General features: G+C 29.2%; 19 protein-coding genes and 1 other annotated feature (1 of these 20 only partly in view). Of the genes, 5 read left to right on the top strand and 14 right to left on the bottom strand.

The window, feature by feature from the left end:
- Positions 1 to 203, bottom strand: a binding site (T-box leader) (it extends 10 nt beyond the left edge of the window).
- A gap of 211 nt (positions 204 to 414) precedes the next feature.
- On the top strand, positions 415 to 765 hold the full coding sequence (locus GOM42_RS10710) for a tetratricopeptide repeat protein (RefSeq protein WP_003455034.1): 351 nt from the start codon (positions 415 to 417) through the stop codon (positions 763 to 765).
- A gap of 205 nt (positions 766 to 970) precedes the next feature.
- Here the strand turns inward: GOM42_RS10710 and GOM42_RS10715 are convergent, their stop codons facing one another.
- From GOM42_RS10715 to GOM42_RS10725, 3 genes are read right to left on the bottom strand one after another with little or no spacing between them, the layout of a single operon-like run.
- Positions 971 to 2,146, bottom strand: coding sequence for a transglutaminase-like domain-containing protein (locus tag GOM42_RS10715; RefSeq protein ID WP_011590998.1), 1,176 nt, complete (start codon positions 2,144 to 2,146; stop codon positions 971 to 973).
- Between the two features lie 5 nt (positions 2,147 to 2,151).
- Positions 2,152 to 2,790 carry a recombination regulator RecX gene (gene recX, locus GOM42_RS10720; protein ID WP_011590999.1) on the bottom strand — a complete coding sequence of 213 codons (639 nt, stop codon included), beginning with the start codon at positions 2,788 to 2,790 and terminating at the stop codon, positions 2,152 to 2,154.
- A gap of 5 nt (positions 2,791 to 2,795) precedes the next feature.
- On the bottom strand, positions 2,796 to 4,040 hold the full coding sequence (locus tag GOM42_RS10725) for a pitrilysin family protein (RefSeq protein WP_003451379.1): 1,245 nt from the start codon (positions 4,038 to 4,040) through the stop codon (positions 2,796 to 2,798).
- A 94-nt stretch (positions 4,041 to 4,134) separates the two neighbouring features.
- Here GOM42_RS10725 and GOM42_RS10730 point away from each other — a divergent pair, with 94 nt between their 5' ends.
- On the top strand, positions 4,135 to 4,806 hold the full coding sequence (locus tag GOM42_RS10730) for a response regulator transcription factor (RefSeq protein ID WP_003454882.1): 672 nt from the start codon (positions 4,135 to 4,137) through the stop codon (positions 4,804 to 4,806).
- Positions 4,806 to 6,329, top strand: coding sequence for a HAMP domain-containing sensor histidine kinase (locus GOM42_RS10735; RefSeq protein ID WP_003468780.1), 1,524 nt, complete (start codon positions 4,806 to 4,808; stop codon positions 6,327 to 6,329). The genes GOM42_RS10730 and GOM42_RS10735 overlap by 1 nt, the downstream gene beginning before the upstream one ends.
- 252 nt (positions 6,330 to 6,581) lie before the next feature.
- Here the strand turns inward: GOM42_RS10735 and GOM42_RS10740 are convergent, their stop codons facing one another.
- The 3 genes from GOM42_RS10740 to glyA all read right to left on the bottom strand — a co-directional run bounded on the left by GOM42_RS10740 (position 6,582) and on the right by glyA (position 9,876).
- On the bottom strand, positions 6,582 to 7,328 hold the full coding sequence (locus tag GOM42_RS10740; protein WP_003468803.1) for an SDR family oxidoreductase: 747 nt from the start codon (positions 7,326 to 7,328) through the stop codon (positions 6,582 to 6,584).
- Between the two features lie 105 nt (positions 7,329 to 7,433).
- Entirely contained in the window at positions 7,434 to 8,396 is a 963-nt protein-coding gene (locus GOM42_RS10745) for a dipeptidase (protein WP_078209949.1), read from the bottom strand.
- A gap of 247 nt (positions 8,397 to 8,643) precedes the next feature.
- On the bottom strand, positions 8,644 to 9,876 hold the full coding sequence (glyA, locus tag GOM42_RS10750; protein ID WP_003468731.1) for a serine hydroxymethyltransferase: 1,233 nt from the start codon (positions 9,874 to 9,876) through the stop codon (positions 8,644 to 8,646).
- A 179-nt stretch (positions 9,877 to 10,055) separates the two neighbouring features.
- Between glyA and GOM42_RS10755 the strand changes: the two genes are divergently transcribed.
- On the top strand, positions 10,056 to 10,826 hold the full coding sequence (locus GOM42_RS10755) for a threonine/serine exporter family protein (protein WP_003454759.1): 771 nt from the start codon (positions 10,056 to 10,058) through the stop codon (positions 10,824 to 10,826).
- On the top strand, positions 10,827 to 11,348 hold the full coding sequence (locus GOM42_RS10760; protein ID WP_003451569.1) for a threonine/serine exporter family protein: 522 nt from the start codon (positions 10,827 to 10,829) through the stop codon (positions 11,346 to 11,348).
- Positions 11,349 to 11,365: 17 nt separating this feature from the next.
- Here the strand turns inward: GOM42_RS10760 and GOM42_RS10765 are convergent, their stop codons facing one another.
- The 8 genes from GOM42_RS10765 to GOM42_RS10800 all read right to left on the bottom strand — a co-directional run bounded on the left by GOM42_RS10765 (position 11,366) and on the right by GOM42_RS10800 (position 20,543).
- Complete coding sequence (locus tag GOM42_RS10765; protein ID WP_003451077.1) at positions 11,366 to 11,638, bottom strand: metal-sensitive transcriptional regulator; 273 nt, start codon at positions 11,636 to 11,638, stop codon at positions 11,366 to 11,368.
- Positions 11,639 to 11,923: 285 nt separating this feature from the next.
- On the bottom strand, positions 11,924 to 13,717 hold the full coding sequence (aspS, locus tag GOM42_RS10770) for an aspartate--tRNA ligase (protein ID WP_003451272.1): 1,794 nt from the start codon (positions 13,715 to 13,717) through the stop codon (positions 11,924 to 11,926).
- A 20-nt stretch (positions 13,718 to 13,737) separates the two neighbouring features.
- Positions 13,738 to 14,985 carry a histidine--tRNA ligase gene (gene hisS, locus GOM42_RS10775; protein ID WP_003478447.1) on the bottom strand — a complete coding sequence of 416 codons (1,248 nt, stop codon included), beginning with the start codon at positions 14,983 to 14,985 and terminating at the stop codon, positions 13,738 to 13,740.
- 31 nt (positions 14,986 to 15,016) lie between these two features.
- The gene (locus GOM42_RS10780; RefSeq protein ID WP_011591001.1) at positions 15,017 to 16,459 is read right to left on the bottom strand and encodes a coproporphyrinogen III oxidase; all 1,443 of its coding nucleotides are present in this window, start codon (positions 16,457 to 16,459) and stop codon (positions 15,017 to 15,019) included.
- Positions 16,449 to 17,069: an MBL fold metallo-hydrolase gene (locus GOM42_RS10785; RefSeq protein WP_003468751.1), complete on the bottom strand. Its 621-nt coding sequence runs from the start codon at positions 17,067 to 17,069 to the stop codon at positions 16,449 to 16,451. The genes GOM42_RS10780 and GOM42_RS10785 overlap by 11 nt, the downstream gene beginning before the upstream one ends.
- Before the next feature lie 159 nt (positions 17,070 to 17,228).
- A complete protein-coding gene (gene dtd / locus GOM42_RS10790; RefSeq protein WP_003451157.1) occupies positions 17,229 to 17,678 on the bottom strand; it encodes a D-aminoacyl-tRNA deacylase in 450 nt (149 codons plus the stop codon).
- Between the two features lie 14 nt (positions 17,679 to 17,692).
- The gene (locus tag GOM42_RS10795) at positions 17,693 to 19,873 is read right to left on the bottom strand and encodes a bifunctional (p)ppGpp synthetase/guanosine-3',5'-bis(diphosphate) 3'-pyrophosphohydrolase (RefSeq protein WP_003468756.1); all 2,181 of its coding nucleotides are present in this window, start codon (positions 19,871 to 19,873) and stop codon (positions 17,693 to 17,695) included.
- 151 nt (positions 19,874 to 20,024) lie between these two features.
- A complete protein-coding gene (locus GOM42_RS10800; RefSeq protein WP_003451591.1) occupies positions 20,025 to 20,543 on the bottom strand; it encodes an adenine phosphoribosyltransferase in 519 nt (172 codons plus the stop codon).
- Positions 20,544 to 20,548: the final 5 nt, after the last annotated feature.

Below are 20,548 nucleotides of genomic sequence, written 5' to 3' on the forward strand. Positions count from 1 at the left end.
AAAACTCGCGGTACCACCTTTTTTCCCTCACAAAAGGGCTCTCTAAAATTAACGACTGAAATTGCCGTCTTTGATTACTTTAATAATTTCACCAAAGAAACTCAAAAGCTACCTTCAAGATATCAAACTTAGAAATCTTACACCCAAGGATTTCCTCTCTTAAAGTTCTTCCTATCTTTACTCCTCTTTATCACTGTTTGTATCATCATTTAAATTATAGATATATCTTATACCATTATTTTAACCTATGTCAAGTAACTCTAATCAAATATGATATAAATTTATAATATTTTTTAGTCTTTAAATATGATTCTATAATTTATGAATTAATCAAATTATAGAATATTCTCAACCTATGAATATAATCCCAAAATAAGTTAATAATTAAAATAGATATTATTTAGGAGGTCAAAAATGAGTAACTTTTCTAAAGGTAATGAATTATACAATACTAGAAATTATTCTGATGCTATAAATTACTATAAAAAGGCTTTAGATAACGATGAGTGTAAATGCCACAGTTACTATAATGCTGGCGTTTGCTACATAAAACTAAAGCAATATGAAAAAGCTATTGAAATGATAACTAAAGCTTTAGAGCTATACCAAGACTCAAAATATTTTTTCAACTTAGCCTATTGTTATTCAATGATAAATAATAATTCTAAGGCTTTGAGATATTTTAACTTAGCTTGGGCATTAGATAATGCAGATATTGATTGTGAAAAAGCTATAAGTTTAATTTTATCAAAAATCTCAAAATAAATCATAATAAATATAGCCTACTTAACTCTCAATACCTATTCTAATTTATAATTAAAATTACATAAGCAAAATTTCATTAAAAGAAATATAGAAAAATCTAATTCTCCCTAAAACCAAAATAAAACTTACAAATAGTATTAGAAGAAATTTTATTTTCTCCAAAATATATTTGTAAGTTTTATTGTATTTCATATGAATTATTATATTACCATTCTCCAACTATTTTTCCATCTCTGTGTGATTCACTATTTTTCTTACTATCAAAATAGTTTCCAGCTTTACCAAAGGTAGGATCAACAGTTATCCATTGATTTTTTTCTGGTAAATAAACCTCATTCCAAGAATGTGGTCCCCATTCCTTTCCATTGAATCCTTCTCCAGTTACAATTCTAACTTTAAGCCCCGCTTCTCTTGCCATAGCAACATAAAGACAGGAATAATCAAAGCATATTCCTTTTCTAGTTTCAAAGGCTTCAATAGCTCCAGACTTATACTCAGAAGTTTTCTCACTTATATTTTCAGCTTTATTATCATCATAATTAATATTTTCACTTATCCAAGTATATATTCTTTTAGCTTTTTCTCTACTACTTTTTGCATTTTTAGTAAGTTCCTTAGCTTTTTTATTAATAGCTTCATTTGATTTTATACCTTGTTCTAAAGTTACACCATTATAAAGATTTATAACATTTCTATTACTTTCAACCACTTTTTCACTATTTGTCTCTTTATTGCTTTCAACTGCAGAATCTATGTTTTTACTAATAACATCTTTATATTCATCATGAAAAGCTTCATATTCTTTATTTAAAGCAGCATAGTACTTATTACTATTTATAACCTCATAAGCCTTTGAAGCTAAAGTCATTCCTTCCATTTTCTCTCCTAAGAAACCATTGCTTCCTAGAATAACTATGACTAAAGCAATTACTGCCATATAAAAAAGAGACTTTGGTATATTTATTATTAAAGCCGCAACTTTACCAAATCCCTTTCCCCTTCTAGACTCTGCTTTCTTTAACCATCTAAGTATTGGATTTATAATAATAAAACTAAATATTTTAAGTATAACTTTTACTATAAAATAAATTACAAGGGTAAGAGCTAATACTATGAATATTATTATAACCTGTGGTGAAATATTAAAGTTAGATATAATGTTATTGAATTCAACAACTACAATTGAAAACATCCTCTCTATTATATCTATCTTTTTTATAGCTATAAAACTTAAGTATAAAGCAAGAAAAAAGGATATATATCCTCCTAATTCCTCTATACTATTCTTTATTCTAATAATATTAAACTTTCTTTTGTAAGCAACTACTAATGGTAGTATAAAAGAACAAACTATAATTATATCTACTAAGTTAAAATTCATTTTATCTACTCCATATATTCATTATTTGTTAATCTTCTAACTATGCTATTACAGCAGTCATAATCATATCCTTTAGATAAAAGAAATCTAAATAATTTTTGAGATAATTTATATTTATCACTTTCTTTTTTCTTTAGTATATTATATTTCTTTTCTGCTAACTTAAAAGCAGTATCATTTTCATCCTCAGTATCAATATTAGATAATTTATCTAAAAGTATATCTTCACTAACTCCCTTTCTTATAAGAGCATATTTTATTTTATTTCTTCCCTGACTTCTAAGCCTATCCTTTATATACATCTCTGCATATTTTTCATCATTTAAAAGATTATACTCCTTTAAAAATTCTATGGCTCTTTTAATTGTATCCTCTTCAAAACCTTTTTCAGTAAGTTTATCTCTTAATTCCTTTTCTGTTTTATAGGTTTTCTCAACTGTTCTTAGTGCAGAATTTTTACATTTTATAAATTCATCTTCTTTTACAATTTCCTTGATTGCCTCAACATCTATTACAGAATCCTTTTGTATTCCTTGTTTATATATAAGTTCAGCGTCACAAGCAAAGGTAAAGGCTTCATCCACATAAACATTTACTCTATTTACATTTCTCTTTTGAACTTCTATACTTGTTATTTTTCCCATTTTATCTACTCCATTGGTTTTAATATGTGTATAGTAGGCTTATTCAAATATTTATTACAAACCCTATAGATATCTTCTCCAGTTAAAGTTTCTAGTTCTTCCATGCTATTTATAAACTCAGTTATATCTTTTCCAGCTAAGCTTTGAACTAATACATAACTGCATAAACTGCTACAATCTTCTAAAGTAGAAACTACTCCTGTCTTATGAGTCTTTTTCATCATACAAAGCATATCTTCATCAAAGTTTATATCTTTATTTTTTATGTCTAATATAGCTTTGTCTATTACTTCTATTACCTCATCTATGGATTCTTCTCTAACTGAGGTAAAAATATTCATTGTATTTACATTTTCGTCTAAATCCATTTGACTATATACATCATAAGCTAATCCACGTTCTTCTCTAAGCTCTCTAAATAATATTGAGTTTGAACTTTCAGCTAGTTTATAACTTAATATCTTTAATGGAAGTTTATCTTTTTCACAAACCTCTTTAAATGCATAAAGATAAGTAACAGTTCCTTGCTCTATTTGAGATTTGTAAGTTGTTTTTACTATGTCTTTATTTTCTTCTTTTATTATTTTAGCCTTTTTATGAGATTTTCCTTCCCACTTTCCAAATAAGTCTGTTATTATTTTTTGCATTTGTTCATGACTAAAGGCACTTACAGTTACAATAACACAATTATCAGGAGTATAATATTTTTTATAAAAATCATAAACCTGCTTTCTTTTAAAGCCCTTAACATGTTCTTCAGTTCCTGCAATAGAATTTCTAAGTGCTGATTTATCAAAGGCATATTCATGAGTTCTGCTAATACTTAAATCTTCAATATCATCCTTATCACTTTTTATCTCTGATAAAACAACGCCCTTTTCCTTTTTCATCTCTTTTTCATCAAAGGAAGAATTTAAAACCATATCACTTAAAAGTTCTATTCCCTTTTCAAATTCTTCATCTAGACAAGTAATGCTATATACTGTTGAAATATAATCTGTATATGCATTATAATCTCCACCTAAAAATTCTAATTCTCTATTTAATTGTTCATTACTTCTATTCTTTGTTCCTTTAAAAAGCATGTGCTCTACAAAATGGCTCATGCCTAATTCTTTTTCGTCTTCATATAAAGATCCTATATTAACACCAATATTTATAGATGCTAACCTTGTATCTTTTTTTATTGTTATAACTTTTAGCCCATTGGGTAAAATTATGGTATTTTCATCAAATGTCCATCTTTTCATTAAAAACTCCCCTAAAATTATTTATATAAACCTTAGTTTTCATTGTATAATATTAAGTAAGTTAAAACAATATTTTTTAAAGGTTGGTGGTTATATGAATAAAACGGTACTTATTGTAGAAGATGAAATACGTATAAGATTTCTTGTAAGAGATTACTTCAAGAAAGAGGGATTTAATGTGTTAGAAGCTTCTGATGGTGAGGAAGCTCTTAGGATATTTTCTGAAAATATAGTTGATTTAGCAATATTAGATATAATGATGCCAAAATTAGATGGACTTGCTGTTTGTAGAAATATAAGGGAAGTTTCAAATACTCCTATAATATTATTAACAGCTAAAAGCCAAGAGGAAGATAAACTTTTAGGTTATGAGCTTGGAGCTGATGATTATATGACTAAACCCTTTAGCCCTAAGGTTTTATTAGCAAAAGCTAAAGCATTATTAAGAAGAACAGGTACATTAAATGATAAAAACATTTTAGATTTTAATGGATTAACAATAAATAAACTATCTCATGAAGTAAAACTAAATGGAGAAGAACTATTACTATCTCCTAAGGAATATGATTTACTTATTTACCTTTCTTCAAATGAAGGAATAGCTTTATCAAGGGATAGAATTCTAGATAATGTTTGGGGCTATGATTATTTTGGAGATATAAGAACAGTTGATACGAACATAAAAAGACTTAGAGAGAAATTACTAGATAAAGCTAATTATATAGCTACTGTTAGGGGAAGTGGCTATAAGTTTGAGGTGAAATAGTGAAAAAAAGTATTTCAAAAAGATTATTTATAATAACTTTTGGTATAATAATATTCTTAACCTTGTTTACAATGATATTCCAAATTACATTTTTCCAAGAATTTTATTATAAAAGAAAAAGTAATGATTTAAGCAATGCAGTTTTAAAGTTTAGAGCTCTATATTCTTATGACATAAAAAATACAGACTCTTTATATAGGGCTTTAAGCCTTTTTGAACTTGAAAACAACGCTAAAATAGGAATTTATTCCATAGATAGTACACCAAAATATGTTCCTGATCCAGCTAATAAAAACTCAGAGGCTGTAGATTTATTAAACGATATTTTTAATGAGTTATATAGTGACCAGGATTTTGCAAAAACCTTATTAAATTCAAATTCTGGAGTAACTACAGAATTTAAAAGCAGAAAATACTCAACAAAATATATTGTTTATATGGTGCCATTTTCTCTTAATTCTAAGAACGATTCTATTATTATAGCCATAACATCATTCCAAGCAATTGAAGAAGCAAGCGCCTTAATAAAGGATTTTTATAAATACATAATTCTTATAGTCATAGTGATTGGATTAATTTTATCCTATGTATTTTCAAACTTAATTTCTAAACCTCTAGTGAAATTAAATAAATCTGCAAAGAAAATGAGTGCTATGGACTTCTCTGAAAAGTGTGATATAGAACGTGAAGATGAAATAGGAAATCTAGCTAAAACTTTAAACTTTTTGTCTAAAAATCTATCTAATGCCTTAGATGATTTAAAAATAAAAAATAAAAAGTTAGAAGAAGATATAGAAAAAGAAAGAGAACTAGAAAAACTTAGAAAAGATTTTATTGCTGGAGCATCCCATGAACTTAAAACTCCTATTGGTATAATATCTGGATATGCTGAAGGAATAAAAGACGGTATAGTGGATCATAAGGATCAAGGAGTTTACTTAGATATAATAATTGATGAAGCAGAAAAAATGAACAAATTAGTTATGGATATGCTTGAACTTTCAAAGCTTGAAGCTGGAAAAATTGATTTACATATAATAGATTTTTCCCTTACTGAACTTACTGAGGAAGTTTTAGTAAAGAATTCTGTTGACATAAATAAAAATAATTTAACTGTAGTAAAAAATTATTCTCCTACTGAAGATTTATATGTTCAAGGAGATGACTTTAAAATAGAACAGGTACTAACTAATTTTGTTACCAATGCTATAAAATATTCTGAACCTAACAACCAAATAATAATAGATATAAAACCAGTTGAGGAAGATAAAATATACTTCTCAATTGAAAATACCGGTGCCCATATTCCTGATTCAGATATAAATAAGATTTGGACTCAATTTTATAGAGGAGATACCTCAAGAAATAGAGGCTCTAGAAGTACGGGACTGGGACTATCCATAGTTAAAAATCTACTTCAAGCTCACGAAAGTGAATTCGGAGTTATGAATACAGAAAACGGAGTTAAATTCTACTTTACCCTAAAAAAATCTAAAGAAATAGATGAAGTAGAAGAAATCTAAAGGTCATGTATCAAAGTAACTTTTAATAAAGCTTACAAACATATTCCGAGAATTACTAGATTTCGCTAAGAATTTATAATTATTACTCCGAAGATATCACTAAAGCTTAGAAACTTGCTTCGCTTCAAACAGTCTAAGCTTTTTAACGTGATATCTTCTACATAATAATTTAAATTCTAAAGCTCATCTAGATATTCTCTTCATATTGTTTGTAAGCTTTATTATATTTTTATACAGAATCTTTTAGTTTTTTTAAAGCATTCCACCATCTACAGTTAATATTTGTCCTGTTAGGTATGAAGAATCCTCTGAAGCTAAAAATTTTGCCACTCTTCCAATCTCTTCAACCTCTCCAAATCTATTCATAGGAATTTCTTCCTCTAGCCCCTCTTTTTCTTCCTTACTAAGCCATGAATTCATCTCTGTATTTATTACACCTGGAGCTATACAATTTACTCTTATTCCCCAAGGAGCTATTTCTTTTGCTAAGGCCTTAGTAAATAAATTCATTCCTCCCTTAGTAGTTGAATATAAAACTTCGCAGGAAGCCCCAACATTCCCCCATATGGATGATATATTTATAATTGATGAATTACTTCCTTCTCTTAATAAGTCCATAGAATCCCTTGTAAGCTTCATAGCACCTATTAAGTTAACATTCATAATAGAATCTATCTCTTCATCACTAGCATCCATAAATAATCCTATTTTTGAAATTCCAGCATTATTTACTAATACATCAAGTTTTCCAAATTTATTTTTAATAGAACTTATTATATGATTTCTCTCATCCTTATTTGCTACATTTCCACCTAAAATTTCTCCTGAACCACCTAGTTCTTTAATCATATTTAAGGTTTCATTAGCCCCTTCTAAATCACTATTATATCCAACTAAAACAAAAGCTCCAGCCTTTCCAAATTCCCTTGCTATTCCTCTTCCAATTCCCTTTGAAGCTCCTGTTATATATACTATCTTGCCTAATAATTTTTTCTCCATTAATCCTTCATCCTTTTCTGCACAATATTAAAATTCTTAAAAGTTGTATCAAAATAACTTATTAAAACTTATTTTCATAAACCATTATATAACTAAGTTATAAGACTATCTTAAAACATCTCTTATTATTCTCTTTGCATTCTTATAATATATTTTCTCTATTTCATCCTCTTTAAAGCCTTCCATCTCCAAAGCATTTAATAATAAGCTCATCTTACTTGAATCTTTAATTTCAACCTCATTTTCTATACCATCAAAATCAGATCCTAAGGAAATAACATCTATTCCCCCAATATTTCTTATGTGTTTTATATGTCTAACCATATTTCTTATGGAAGCTAAATTTAAATCCTCTTCCCACTCTTCTTTTAAGAAAGCATTGCAAAAATTTATTCCTGTTACCCCACCATTATTAGCTAGCTCTTTAATCATATGGTCAGTTAAATTTCTGCTATGATTAGTCTTTGTTCTACTATTAGAATGAGATGCTATAATTGGACTCTTTGAATATTTTATTACATCATAGAATCCTCCATCAGAAAGATGAGAAACATCTATTAACATTCCTAGACTATTCATTTCTTCCACAACTTCTATACCTTTTTTAGTAAGACCCTTATCCTTATATTTAAACTCATAATTTGGATATCCTAAGTCATTTATATAGTTCCAAGTTAAGGTTATTAAAGAAACTCCATCTTCTTTAAACTCCCTTAACTTTTCAATGTCACCCTTAATAGCATCTCCCTCTTCAATAGTTATAAAGGCTCCTATTTTATCCTCTTTTTCTGCCCTTTCTAAATCACTTATATTTCTGCATAAGACTATATCTCTTGAATTCTCATTTATTTCTCTTTTAAAATTCTGTAGCATTTCTTTGCAATAAGAATAAGTATCAGAATTACATTCTTTATTTATAAACAAAGCGAAAAATTGAGCTAAAGCTTCCCCTTCTCTTAATTTATTTATATCAACTTTTAAATCATTTTTAAAAAGCTTTTTATTTTCTTGAAGCATACGTGATGCTGTATCACAATGAAAATCTATAAATCTCATAAAAATCTTCATAGGTAAATTCCTATGAAAGTTCACCTCTTTCAACTACTAATATGAATATTTTCACAATATAAACTATATCAAAAAATTTTCTCTTTTTAAATTATTCTCTTGTAATACTATTATTATTAAAAAATTAAAGCCATGTTACAAATTTAAATTGCAACATGACTTTAATTCTTTATTCAGTATTTCTTAAAGAGAATACTAAATTCACCAAAGGGAAATTAGTACTACCTTAAAAACTATTTTTTAATTATTAATATAAAGGATACTTAGCACATAAAGCTTTAACTCTTGCTTTTAATGGCTCTAAATCTCCATCTTTTTCTTTAATAGCATCATTTATTATAGAAGCTATTTCTTTCATTTCTTCTTCTTTAAATCCTCTAGTTGTTATAGCAGGAGTTCCTATTCTAACACCACTAGTAACAAATGGACTTCTTGTTTCATTTGGTACAGTATTTTTGTTTAAAGTTATTCCTATGCTATCTAAAAGAATTTCTGCATCTTTACCAGTTATATCTTTATTAGTTAAATCAACAAGTATTAAATGGTTATCAGTTCCATTTGAAACTAATTTAAATCCATAAGATTCTAAAGCTTCTGCTAAAACATGTGCATTTTTAACAACTTGCTCCATATATGTTTTAAAACTTGGTTCTAATGCTTCTTTAAAACAAACAGCCTTTGCAGCTATTATATGCATTAAAGGACCACCTTGTATTCCTGGGAAGATATTCTTATCTAATGCTTTTGCAAATTTTTCTTTACAAAGTATTAATCCACCTCTTGGTCCTCTTAAAGTTTTATGAGTTGTTGATGTAACAAAATCAGCATAAGGAACTGGTGATGGATGTAAGCCTGTAGCTACAAGCCCTGCAATGTGAGCTATATCAACCATTAAGTATGCTCCTACCTCATCTGCTATCTCTCTTAAAGTTTTAAAATCTATAATTCTTGAATATGCACTAGCTCCTGCAACTATTAATTTAGGTTTATGTTTAAGAGCTAATTCTCTTACAGTTTCATAATTTATTGTTTCTGTCTCTTTATCTACACCATATGACACGAAATTAAATAATCTACCTGAAAAGTTAACTGGTGAACCATGAGTTAAATGTCCTCCATGGCTTAAATCCATTCCTAATACAGTATCACCTGGCTCTAATATTGAAAAATAAACAGCCATATTAGCTTGTGATCCTGAATGTGGTTGTACATTAGCATGCTCAGCCCCAAATAATTTTTTTACTCTTTCTCTTGCTAAATCTTCAACCTCATCTACTACGTGACATCCACCATAGTATCTTTTTGAAGGGTAACCCTCAGCATATTTATTTGTTAAATATGATCCCATAGCTTCCATAACAGCTTTGCTAACAAAGTTTTCTGAAGCTATAAGCTCTATACTATTTTCTTGTCTTTCCTTTTCCTTTTGAACAAGATGTGCAATTTGCTCATCTTCTCTTTCTAAGTTGTCAAAATTCATTTTCTTCACCCCAAACGTAAAATGTATATTACTTATTATAAATTTATTAATTATTTTTAGCAACAAAAAATAATTTGTTTATATTTTGATTAAACTAATATGAGTTTGTATAGCTTATTTTAACTTTTCATATGTTATAATTACTATATTGGTTATAAATTTACATAGGGGAGAATAATATGGATTTTGACAAAGTATTACATATTGCAACTTTTGCAGGTAGAATAATACTAGAAAGCGGTGGAGAAACTTACAGAGTTGAGGAAACTATTTGTAGAATCTGTGCAGCTTACGGTATTAGATATGCTGAAAGTTTTGTTACCCCAACTGGAATTATGGTTTCTGTTTACGATGAGAATAATTATACAACTACTTTAGTAAAAAGAGTTACTAATAGAACTGTTGATTTGCAGAAAATCCACTTGGTTAATGAACTTTCAAGAAAACTTTATACGGAAAAATATTCTCTTGATGAGGTTTTAGAAAAATTAATAGATATAAATGAAAACTGTCCTAAATACGATTTCAGAACAAATCTAGTATTTTCAGCCATAGCAGCTGCTGGATTCACCACTATATTAGGAGGTAATATAGAAGACTGCGTAGTATCATTTTTTGTTGGAATGTTTGTAAAACTAGCTACCTTTAAGGCTGGGGAATTAGGAATAAACGCCTTTTTTATAAATACTTTAGGTGGAGCAATCGCTGCTCTCTTATCCTTAATAGCCTATAGCTTAGGAGTTGGAAGTAATTTAGACACAATGATAATAGGTAGTATAATGCTATTAGTTCCTGGTTTATCTATTACAAATGCTATTAGAGATACAATAGCTGGTGATTTAATATCAGGCCTTATAAGGGCAGCTGAGGCCTTCTTAGTAGCTATCTCTATAGCTGTTGGAACTGGTATGGTTATGAGTATTTGGATTTACTTTGGAGGTGGTATATAAGTGGTTTTAATTAAAGAAGTTCTAGCTACCTTCATAGCTACTATAGCTTTTGGAGTATTATTTAATATTCACGGAAAGAATTTATTCTTTGCCGGAATAGGTGGAGCCTTAGGGTGGCTAGTTTATAAAATAGGATTATATTTTGGACTAAGTGTCATATTATCAATGTTCTTTTCAGCAATTGCCTTTAGTGCTTATTCTGAAATATATGCAAGAATTTTAAAAACTCCAGTAACCACAATAGTTGTTTGTGCCTTAATCCCCTTAGTTCCTGGAGGGGGCATGTATAATACTATGTACGAAGCTATAAAGGGAGATGCTATGTCAACTTGGAATCAAGCCATAATGACAATTTCATCTTCAGGCGCATTAGCCTTAGGAGTTTTATTTGTATCTACAATCACTCGTTTAATAAACAATAGAAAAAAACAATATACTCATGGATCATTAAATCCTAAAAACATATTATTATTTAAAAAATTAAAAAACAAAAGCAATATAGATTTTCATACAAAAAAATAGACCACAAAGGTGGTCTATTATTTTACAAAACTATTTAATGTTTTTATTAATTGTTCTAATCCTGCTAATTCCTCTTTATCCTCTTCTCCTATACCCATACAATTTCTAGCATAGTTTTCTATAAGAAGTACCCCAACTTTGTTTATAGCAGCTCTTATGGCAGATATTTGAGTTAATACATCCCTACAACAAACATCCTTCTCTACCATTCCTTGAATTCCTTTTACTTGCCCCTCTATTTTTCTTAATCTTACAAGTATATCTTTTCTTAAAGCTTCATTATCATTCAAAATTTACACCTCATACCATTATTGTAATCTAATATATAATATTTTTAATTTATATTATTATTTCATATTAATTACTTAATATACCTTAATTCCTAATTGAAAGTCAATAAAAATAGCAATCTATAATTAAGATTTACTTTTTAAATGGTAAAGTAATAAAAACTCTTAACTTATAAAGTGTAAGCCTTTTTACTCATTTTCCATATAAATTGACTAAAATTAGCGTGAGTAAAAACCCACGCTAATTAAGTTTACTTTAGTATCTCAATTTAGATTGCTCAAAAATTATTCTGCCGTATCTTCTTTCTTTATTGTTTCAATTCCTAATTCTTTTAATTGTTCTTCATCTACTATATTAGGTGCTTCAGTTAAATAACAGAATGCATTTTGGTTTTTAGGGAATGTTATAACGTCCTTGATATTTTCAGTTCCTGCTAAGAACATTATCATTCTATCTAAACCGAAAGCTAATCCGCCGTGTGGTGGTGGTCCAAATTTAAATGCTTCTAATAAGAATCCAAATCTTTCCCAAGCTGATTCTTGAGTAAATCCTAATACTTCAAACATTTTTTCTTGAAGCTTAGTATCATGTATTCTTATAGATCCTCCACCTAACTCTTCTCCATTTAATACTAAGTCATAAGCCTTAGCTCTAACTCTTCCTGGATCAGTATCTAAGTACTTTATATCCTCATCCATTGGCATTGTAAATGGATGGTGAGCTGCAAAGTATCTTCCTTCTTCTTCATCGTACTCAAGAAGATCAAACTCTGTTATCCATGTGAAGTTAAACTCACTCTTATCTTTAACTAAATCAAATTTTCTTGAAAGCTCTAATCTTAATTCTCCTAAAGCTTTTAAAACTACTGAGTTTTTATCAGCAACTATAAGAATTAAATCTCCTGTTTTAGCTCCCATAGTTTCAATTATTTTGTTTAGCTCCTCTTCACTAAAGAATTTAGCTATTGGTGATTTAACACCTTCTTCTTTTAATTGAATCCATGCTAATCCTTTAGCTTTGAAAGTTTTAACGAACTCTCCTAATCTATCAATGTCTTTTCTTCCCATAGAAGCTCCGCCTTCTAAGCATAAACCTCTAACAGAACCGCCATTAGCTACAGCGTCTGTGAATACTTTAAATCCACATTCTTTAACAACATCGCTTAAGTTTGTAATTTCCATTCCAAATCTTAAGTCTGGTTTATCTGAACCGTATTTTTCCATAGCATCTTTAAATGTCATTCTCTTTATTGGAGTTTTTACATCTACTCCTAAAACTTCTTTAAATACATGCTTTATTAAACCTTCATTTAAAGCCATAACGTCGTCTTGCTCAACAAATGACATTTCTAAGTCAACTTGAGTAAACTCTGGTTGTCTATTAGCTCTTAAGTCCTCATCTCTGAAACACTTAACTATTTGGAAGTATCTATCAAAACCTGATACCATTAATAATTGTTTAAATAATTGTGGTGATTGAGGTAATGCATAGAACATTCCTGGATAGTTTCTTGATGGAACAAGATAGTCTCTAGCTCCTTCTGGAGTTGACTTTGTAAGTATTGGTGTCTCCATTTCTAAGAAACCATTTTGATCTAAATAATCTCTTATTGCTTTAGTTGTCTTATGTCTTATTTTGAAGATATTTTGCATATCTGGTCTTCTTAAATCTAAGTATCTATACTTTAATCTAATACTTTCAGCAGCATCTAAATCTTCTTTTATATATATTGGAGGAGTATCTGATTCAGATAAAATCTTTAATTCCTCAGCTTTTAACTCAACCATACCTGTTGGCATGTTTGGATTTACTGATTCTCTCTTAACTATTTCACCTGTTACAGCAATACAATATTCAGGTCTTATTGATTTTGCTTTTTCTAGGATTTCTTCTCCTAAATCATCATTAAATACAACCTGTAAAATTCCTTCTCTATCTCTTAAGTCTATAAATTGAAGACCTCCAAGATTTCTATTTCTTTGAACCCAACCCATTACGGTTACTTTTTGTCCAATATGGCTTTCTCTAGCGTCGCCACACATTATGTTACGCTTTAATCCATTTAAAGCTTCACCCATTTTAATTCTCCTCCTGTCTACTACTTAACTATATTTACTATTTCATTTATATCTAAGCTGACTTCGAATTGTTCTCCATCGCTCATTCTCTTAATTTTAATTTTGTTTTCTTCTATTTCAGAGTCACCTATAACAAAAGTATATTTAGCTCCTATTTTATTAGCATATTTCATTTGAGCCTTAACACTCTTTCCTAAGTGATCTATTTCAGCCTTTATGCCAGCTTTTCTAAGATTAAATGCTAATTTCATAGCTTCAAGCTTAGCATTGTCTCCCATTGAGCCAATATAAACTTCGCATCTAACAGGTTCAGGAATTTCTATTCCTTCCTCATCTAATATTAAAAGAAGTCTTTCTAAACCTAATCCAAATCCCATAGCTGGAGTTTTAGGACCGTCTACTTCTTCTACTAAGTAGTCATATCTTCCTCCACCACAAACTGTTAATCCATCTTTTATAACTTCAAAAACAGTTTTACTATAGTAATCTAATCCTCTTACTATTTGTGGATCTATGTTATACTCTATTCCCATAACATCTAAGTAAGCTTTTAACTTGCTAAAGTGATCACTACACTCTTCGCAGATGTAATCTAGTATTGAAGGAGCTTCCTTAACTATTTCCTTACATCTCTTTTCTTTACAGTCTATGATTCTCATAGGATTCTTTTCAAATCTTGTTTTACAAGTTTCACAAAGATTATCATAGTTCTCTTTTAAGTATTGTTTTAAAGCTTCATTGAATTTTGCTCTACATTTTGGACATCCTAAACTGTTTATATTTAAGCTTAATCCTTTTATTCCAAAATCCTCTGTTAATGCTCTCATAACTAAAGATAAGATTTCTGCATCAATAGAAGCTTCTTGTGAACCAAAAACTTCTATTCCATATTGATGGAATTCTCTTAATCTTCCTTTTTGCATTTTTTCATATCTAAAGCATGGAGTAAAATAGAACATTTTTGTTGGCTGAGCATCAGCATATAAACTATTTTCAATAAATGCTCTAACAGCTGGAGCTGTCCCCTCTGGTTTAAGAGTTATACTTCTTCCACCTTTATCTTCAAAAGTATACATTTCCTTTTGAACCACGTCAGTAGTTTCTCCAACTCCTCTTTTGAAAAGTTCAGTTGCCTCAAACATAGGAGTTCTGATCTCTCTAATTCCATATTCAGCTGATATTTTTCTTAACTTTTCTTCTATATAATGCCATTTATAAGCGTCATTAGGTAACATATCCTTTGTACCCTTTTGAGCTTGTATCGCCATAAACAACTCCTCCTACATAATATTAAATTTTTTATTTATATAAAGTATCAAGTAATTCTATCTTACCTTCAACCATTTCCTCTATTCTTTTTACATATTCCTTTACATCTTTAACATTTGCAAATCTTTCTATACGATTTTTATCTTCTTCTAAAAATACTACCTTAGAAACTGCATCTGCTCCTAATGCAATTATAGTCTGCTTATCTTCAATCATTTGAATATTGTAGATACATTCCTTGTTATCTTTTGAATATCCCACATTCTCCATGTTACCAACCATATTTTTTTGTCTATACATATAATATGGATGCATATTTAGTTCTCTACCTAAAACTTTACTCATTTCATACATCTTATTAAGATTTTTTTGCTCTGCAATAGTTATAGTGTTATGTAAAACTAAATTTTCATGAAGTCTTGATGCTCTTTTAATAGACATCCCATGAATAGTTAAACTATCTGGATTAAGATCCTTTATCATAGAGCATGTTTTAGAAACTTCTGAAATATCTTCATTTGGAAGACCTATTATAATATCCATATTTATGTTATCAAAGTCTAAGCTTCTTGCCAAATTGAATTTATCCACTACATCCTCTGTTAAATGCCCTCTACCTATTGATTTCAAGGTTTTATCGTTCATACTTTGAGGATTTATAGATATTCTAGATACTTCATATCTCTTCATAGTTTTTAATTTTTCTTCAGTTATAGAATCAGGTCTTCCACATTCAACAGTGAACTCCTTTATTCCTTTATTATTAACGAAACTATCATATATATGTTTCATTAATACTTCAAAATGTTCATTATTTACTGAGGTTGGAGTACCTCCACCAAAATAAACAGTTTCTATCTTTAAGCCTTTCTTTGATACATAATCACTTATAGCTGAAATTTCTTTACTTAAAGCTTCTAAATAAGGCTCAATATCTTTCTTACATCCAGCTATAGGATTTGCTGCAAAGGAACAATAAAGGCATCTTGTAGGGCAAAAAGGCATACCAACATATATACTTATGTTTTTTTCCTCTTTATTTACAAAACTTTCTTCTCTTTCTGCAACTTCTATGCAAAGTTTAGCTTTTTCTTCCCTAGCCATATAATTATCTTCAAAATATTTTATTATCTCTTCCTCAGATTTTCCTTCTCTTATTAGAGATAAGGCTATTTTACTTGGTCTTATTCCAACTAATGTTCCCCAAGGATATTCATCCTTAAGAGTTTCAGATAAAAATTTGAATATTCCCTTTTTAAGTTCTGTTTTAAATCCGTATCCTTCTTTGAACTCATAAGAAAAACTATTGTCTCCCTCTGAAATCTTAACCATATTTTCAGATATAAAGACATCGTAGTCTCTCTCTTCATCTTTATTTACAAACTTTAATTCCTTAAAAGTATAGAATATATTAAACATTTGATAAACGTCATATCTATACTTTAAGTCATTAAGATATATTTTAATATACATAAAAATCTCCTGCTAAAAATGGGTTTCTTTGTCTTTCGTGTTTAATAGTTGAACTTGGTCCATGTCCTGGATATACTGCTATGTCATCACCTAATGGAACCAGTTTATCATTTATACTCTTAAGAAGAGTAGCATGATTACCCCCTTCAAAATCACTTCTTCCAATTGATTCTCTAAATAGAGTATCTCCTGTAAAAAGACAATTATCTATTAAGAAGCATACTCCTCCTGGAGTATGTCCTGGTGTCTCTAGACATTTTATTTCATAATTATCTGAGAACTTAAGCATATCTCCATCTTTTAAATATCCATCTGCCTTTGGAAGTTTTCCAAAAACATCAACATTTCTTTCTATCATATCTTCATCTTTTTTATCTATATAAAAAGGTATTTTATATTTTTCTGAAAGTTTTTGTACAGCTCCCACATGATCAAAATGTCCATGAGTTAATAATATCATTTTTGGTTTTGCATCTAAAGATTCTATTACACTTTCAATTCTTGATGCTTCTTCACCTGGATCTACTATTATACAATCCTTAGTTTCTTCATCTATAACAACATAACAATTAGCTTGATACATTCCTACTGGAATTGTTTTTATTAACATATCAATCCCTCCTAAAAAATGAAGTTTAATTTATATTTTTAACCGAATTTATAGGAGTCTAACTTATTAAGCTAAACTCCTATAAAAACTTTCAATGTTTAACTTTTCTAAAAGCCTATATTTATTATAATGCTTTATACACAAAATAGTAATATTTGTTTAGAAATTCTTTTTGCTATCTAAGATTAAAGTTACAGGCCCATCATTTTCTATGTCAACTACCATATGGGCACCAAAGACTCCAGTTTCAACTTTTATGCCCTCTTCTCTACACATGCTTACAAACTCATCAAAAAGTTTCTTAGCTTCATCTCCTCCAAGAGCATTCATGAAGTTTGGTCTTCTTCCCTTTCTACAGTCTCCATAAAGGGTAAATTGTGATATAAGAAGTAGTTCTCCACAAACATCCTTTAAAGATAAATTCATTTTATCTTCTTCATCTTCAAAAACTCTTAAGTTTAAAACTTTATCTTTCATATATTTTAAGTCTTCAATAGTATCCTCTTTACCAATTCCAACTAATACATTAAAGCCTTTATTTATACTTCCAACTATCTCATTATCCACTTTAACAGAGGATTTATTTACTCTTTGAACTACAACTCTCACGGTTATGCCCCCTTTTATTTATTTACTCTATAAACGTCTAATATTCCTTGTATTCTTCTTATTTTCTTCATTAATTCTTTTAATTGTTCTATATTATCAATTTTTACTTGAATATTTATATTTGCTACTCCATTTTTACCTGATTTAGCATTTAAAGAAAGTAGGCTAAGATTAGAGTCAGTTATAACTAACATAACATCAGACAATAAACACATTCTATCCTCTGCTTTAACTTCAAGTTCAGCCACATATGCAGTTCCCTTTTCAGTTCCCCAACTAACATCTACAACTTTCTCTCTCTGTTTTTCTACTATAGCTTTAAAATTAGAACAGTCTTTTCTATGTACAGAAACTCCTCTTCCCTTAGTTATATACCCAGCTATATCATCTCCAGGTACAGGATTACAACATCTTGCAAATCTAACCATTATATTGTTTAATCCCTTAACAGTTACTCCATAGCTTTGTTTTTTCTTTGTTTGTCTTTCAGTTTTAGCTATTTGTTCTTCAATATTCTTATTTAATTCCTCTTCAGTAACCTGTTTTACAACATTTTCTTTAAGCTTAGATATTACGGTAGATGAAAGTAACTCTCCTTCTCCTACGGCTACATATATTTCTTCAACATTATTTAAATGATATCTCTTTAATAATTTATCATATAGTGGCCCTTTGCAAAGATCTGAAAATAATAAGGATTGCTTTTTACATTCCTTTTCAAGCATTTCCTTTCCTCTTTCTAAGTTCTCTTCTCTTCTTGCTTTTCTAAGCCATTGTTTTATTTTACTTCTAGCTTGATTACTATTAGCTATATTTAACCAATCTATATTAGGTCCTCTAGATGATGAAGATGTTAATATCTCTACTATTTCCCCAGTTTTAAGCTTGTAATCTAAAGTTACTATCTTTCCGTTAACTTTGGCTCCTACACACTTATTCCCTATATCTGTATGAATCTTATATGCAAAGTCTATAGGAGTTGCTCCCGCTGGTAAATTTATAACTACCCCCTTAGGAGTAAATACAAATATTTCATCTGAGAATAAGTCAAGCTTGAATCCTTCCATAAATTCAGTTGCATCAACAGCTTCCTTTTGCCACTCAAGTATATCTCTAAGCCATGTTAACTTATTTTCAAAAGTCATATCTTTTGAATCAGTTCCAGTAACACCACTCTTATATTTCCAGTGAGCTGCTATTCCGTACTCAGCCGTTCTATGCATTTCAAAAGTTCTTATTTGAATTTCAAAAGTCTTTCCTTCACTTCCTATTACTGTTGTATGTAAGGATTGATACATATTAGGTTTTGGCATTGCTATGTAATCTTTAAATCTACCTGGTATTGGCTTATAAATCGTGTGTACTATACCTAGTACTGCATAGCAATCTTTAACTGTATTAACTAAAATCCTTATAGCTGTTAAATCAAAGATTTGTTCTATGCTCTTATGTTTATTTACCATTTTTCTATATATACTGTAGAAATGTTTTGGTCTTCCTTCTATATCGCTATCTATATTAGCTTTATCTAAATTTTCTTTTAGCTCTTCAATTATACGAGAAATAAATTTTTCTCTCTCCACTCTTTTTTCAGCTATCATATTTACTAAGTCATAATATTCTTCTGGGTGAATATATCTTAAACACAAATCTTCTAATTCCCACTTTATTTTAGATATACCTAATCTATGAGCTAAAGGTGCAAATATATCTAAAGTTTCTTGAGCTTTTTTCTTCTGTTTTTCAGGCTTCATATATTTAAGTGTTCTCATATTATGAAGTCTATCTGCTAGTTTTATTATTATAACCCTTATGTCTTTAGCCATTGCTAAAAGCATTTTTCTTACATTGTCAGCTTGTTGTTCTTCTTTGCTTTTATATTTTATCTTACCAAGTTTAGTAACGCCATCAACTAAGTTAGCTACTTCAACATTAAAAATATTACTTATATCTTCATAAGTATAATCCGTATCCTCTATGACATCATGAAGAAGTCCTGCAACTATAGTATTTGTGTCCATTCCCATATCAGCTAATATCATAGCCACGCTAATAGGATGGATTATGTATGGCTCTCCTGATTCTCTTTTTTGTTCTTTATGTGCTTCAAAAGCTAAATCATATGCTTTTTTAACTAAATCTATATCAACATTGTTCCCATTAGCTTTTATTTTAGAAATTAGTTCTTCTAACATACTGGATTATTCTCCCCTACTTAAAATTTCTTTTAATATATTATATTATTATATAACAAAAAAATAAAATAAACCAATAATAAAATTAATGGCTGGTCAATAAACCAGCCATTTTAAACTCTATTATAATTTTTTACAAAATTAAAGAATTTTAAACATCATAATCAACTAATGATGTTACTTCGTATCCTTTTAATTTATCTCTTCCTTTTAATTCTGTTAACTCAATAGTAAATGCTAATCCAGCAACTTCTCCACCAGCTTGTTCTACTAATTTAGCAACAGCAGCTATTGTACCACCAGTAGCTAAAAGATCGTCAACTATAGCAACTCTCATACCTGGTTTTATAGCATCTTTGTGTATTTCTAAAGCATCTTTTCCATACTCTAAATCATATTCTACTCTAACTGTATCCCCTGGAAGTTTACCTGGCTTTCTTACTGGAATGAATCCAACACCTAAAGCATATGCTACAGGAACTCCAAATATAAATCCTCTAGCTTCTGGTCCAACTACAACGTCAATATTCTTATCTTTGAAGAATTCTGCCATTTGGTCAACTGAATCTCTTAAGCCTTCTCCATCTGCTATTAAAGTAGTTATGTCTTTAAAACTTATTCCCTTCTTAGGAAAATCTTCTATAACTCTTATTTTATCCTTTAAACTCATTACTT

Origin of the sequence: Clostridium sp. 16K-1-R1, assembly GCF_023921145.1 — a bacterium.
GTDB classification, from domain to species: domain Bacteria; phylum Bacillota; class Clostridia; order Clostridiales; family Clostridiaceae; genus Sarcina; species Sarcina perfringens.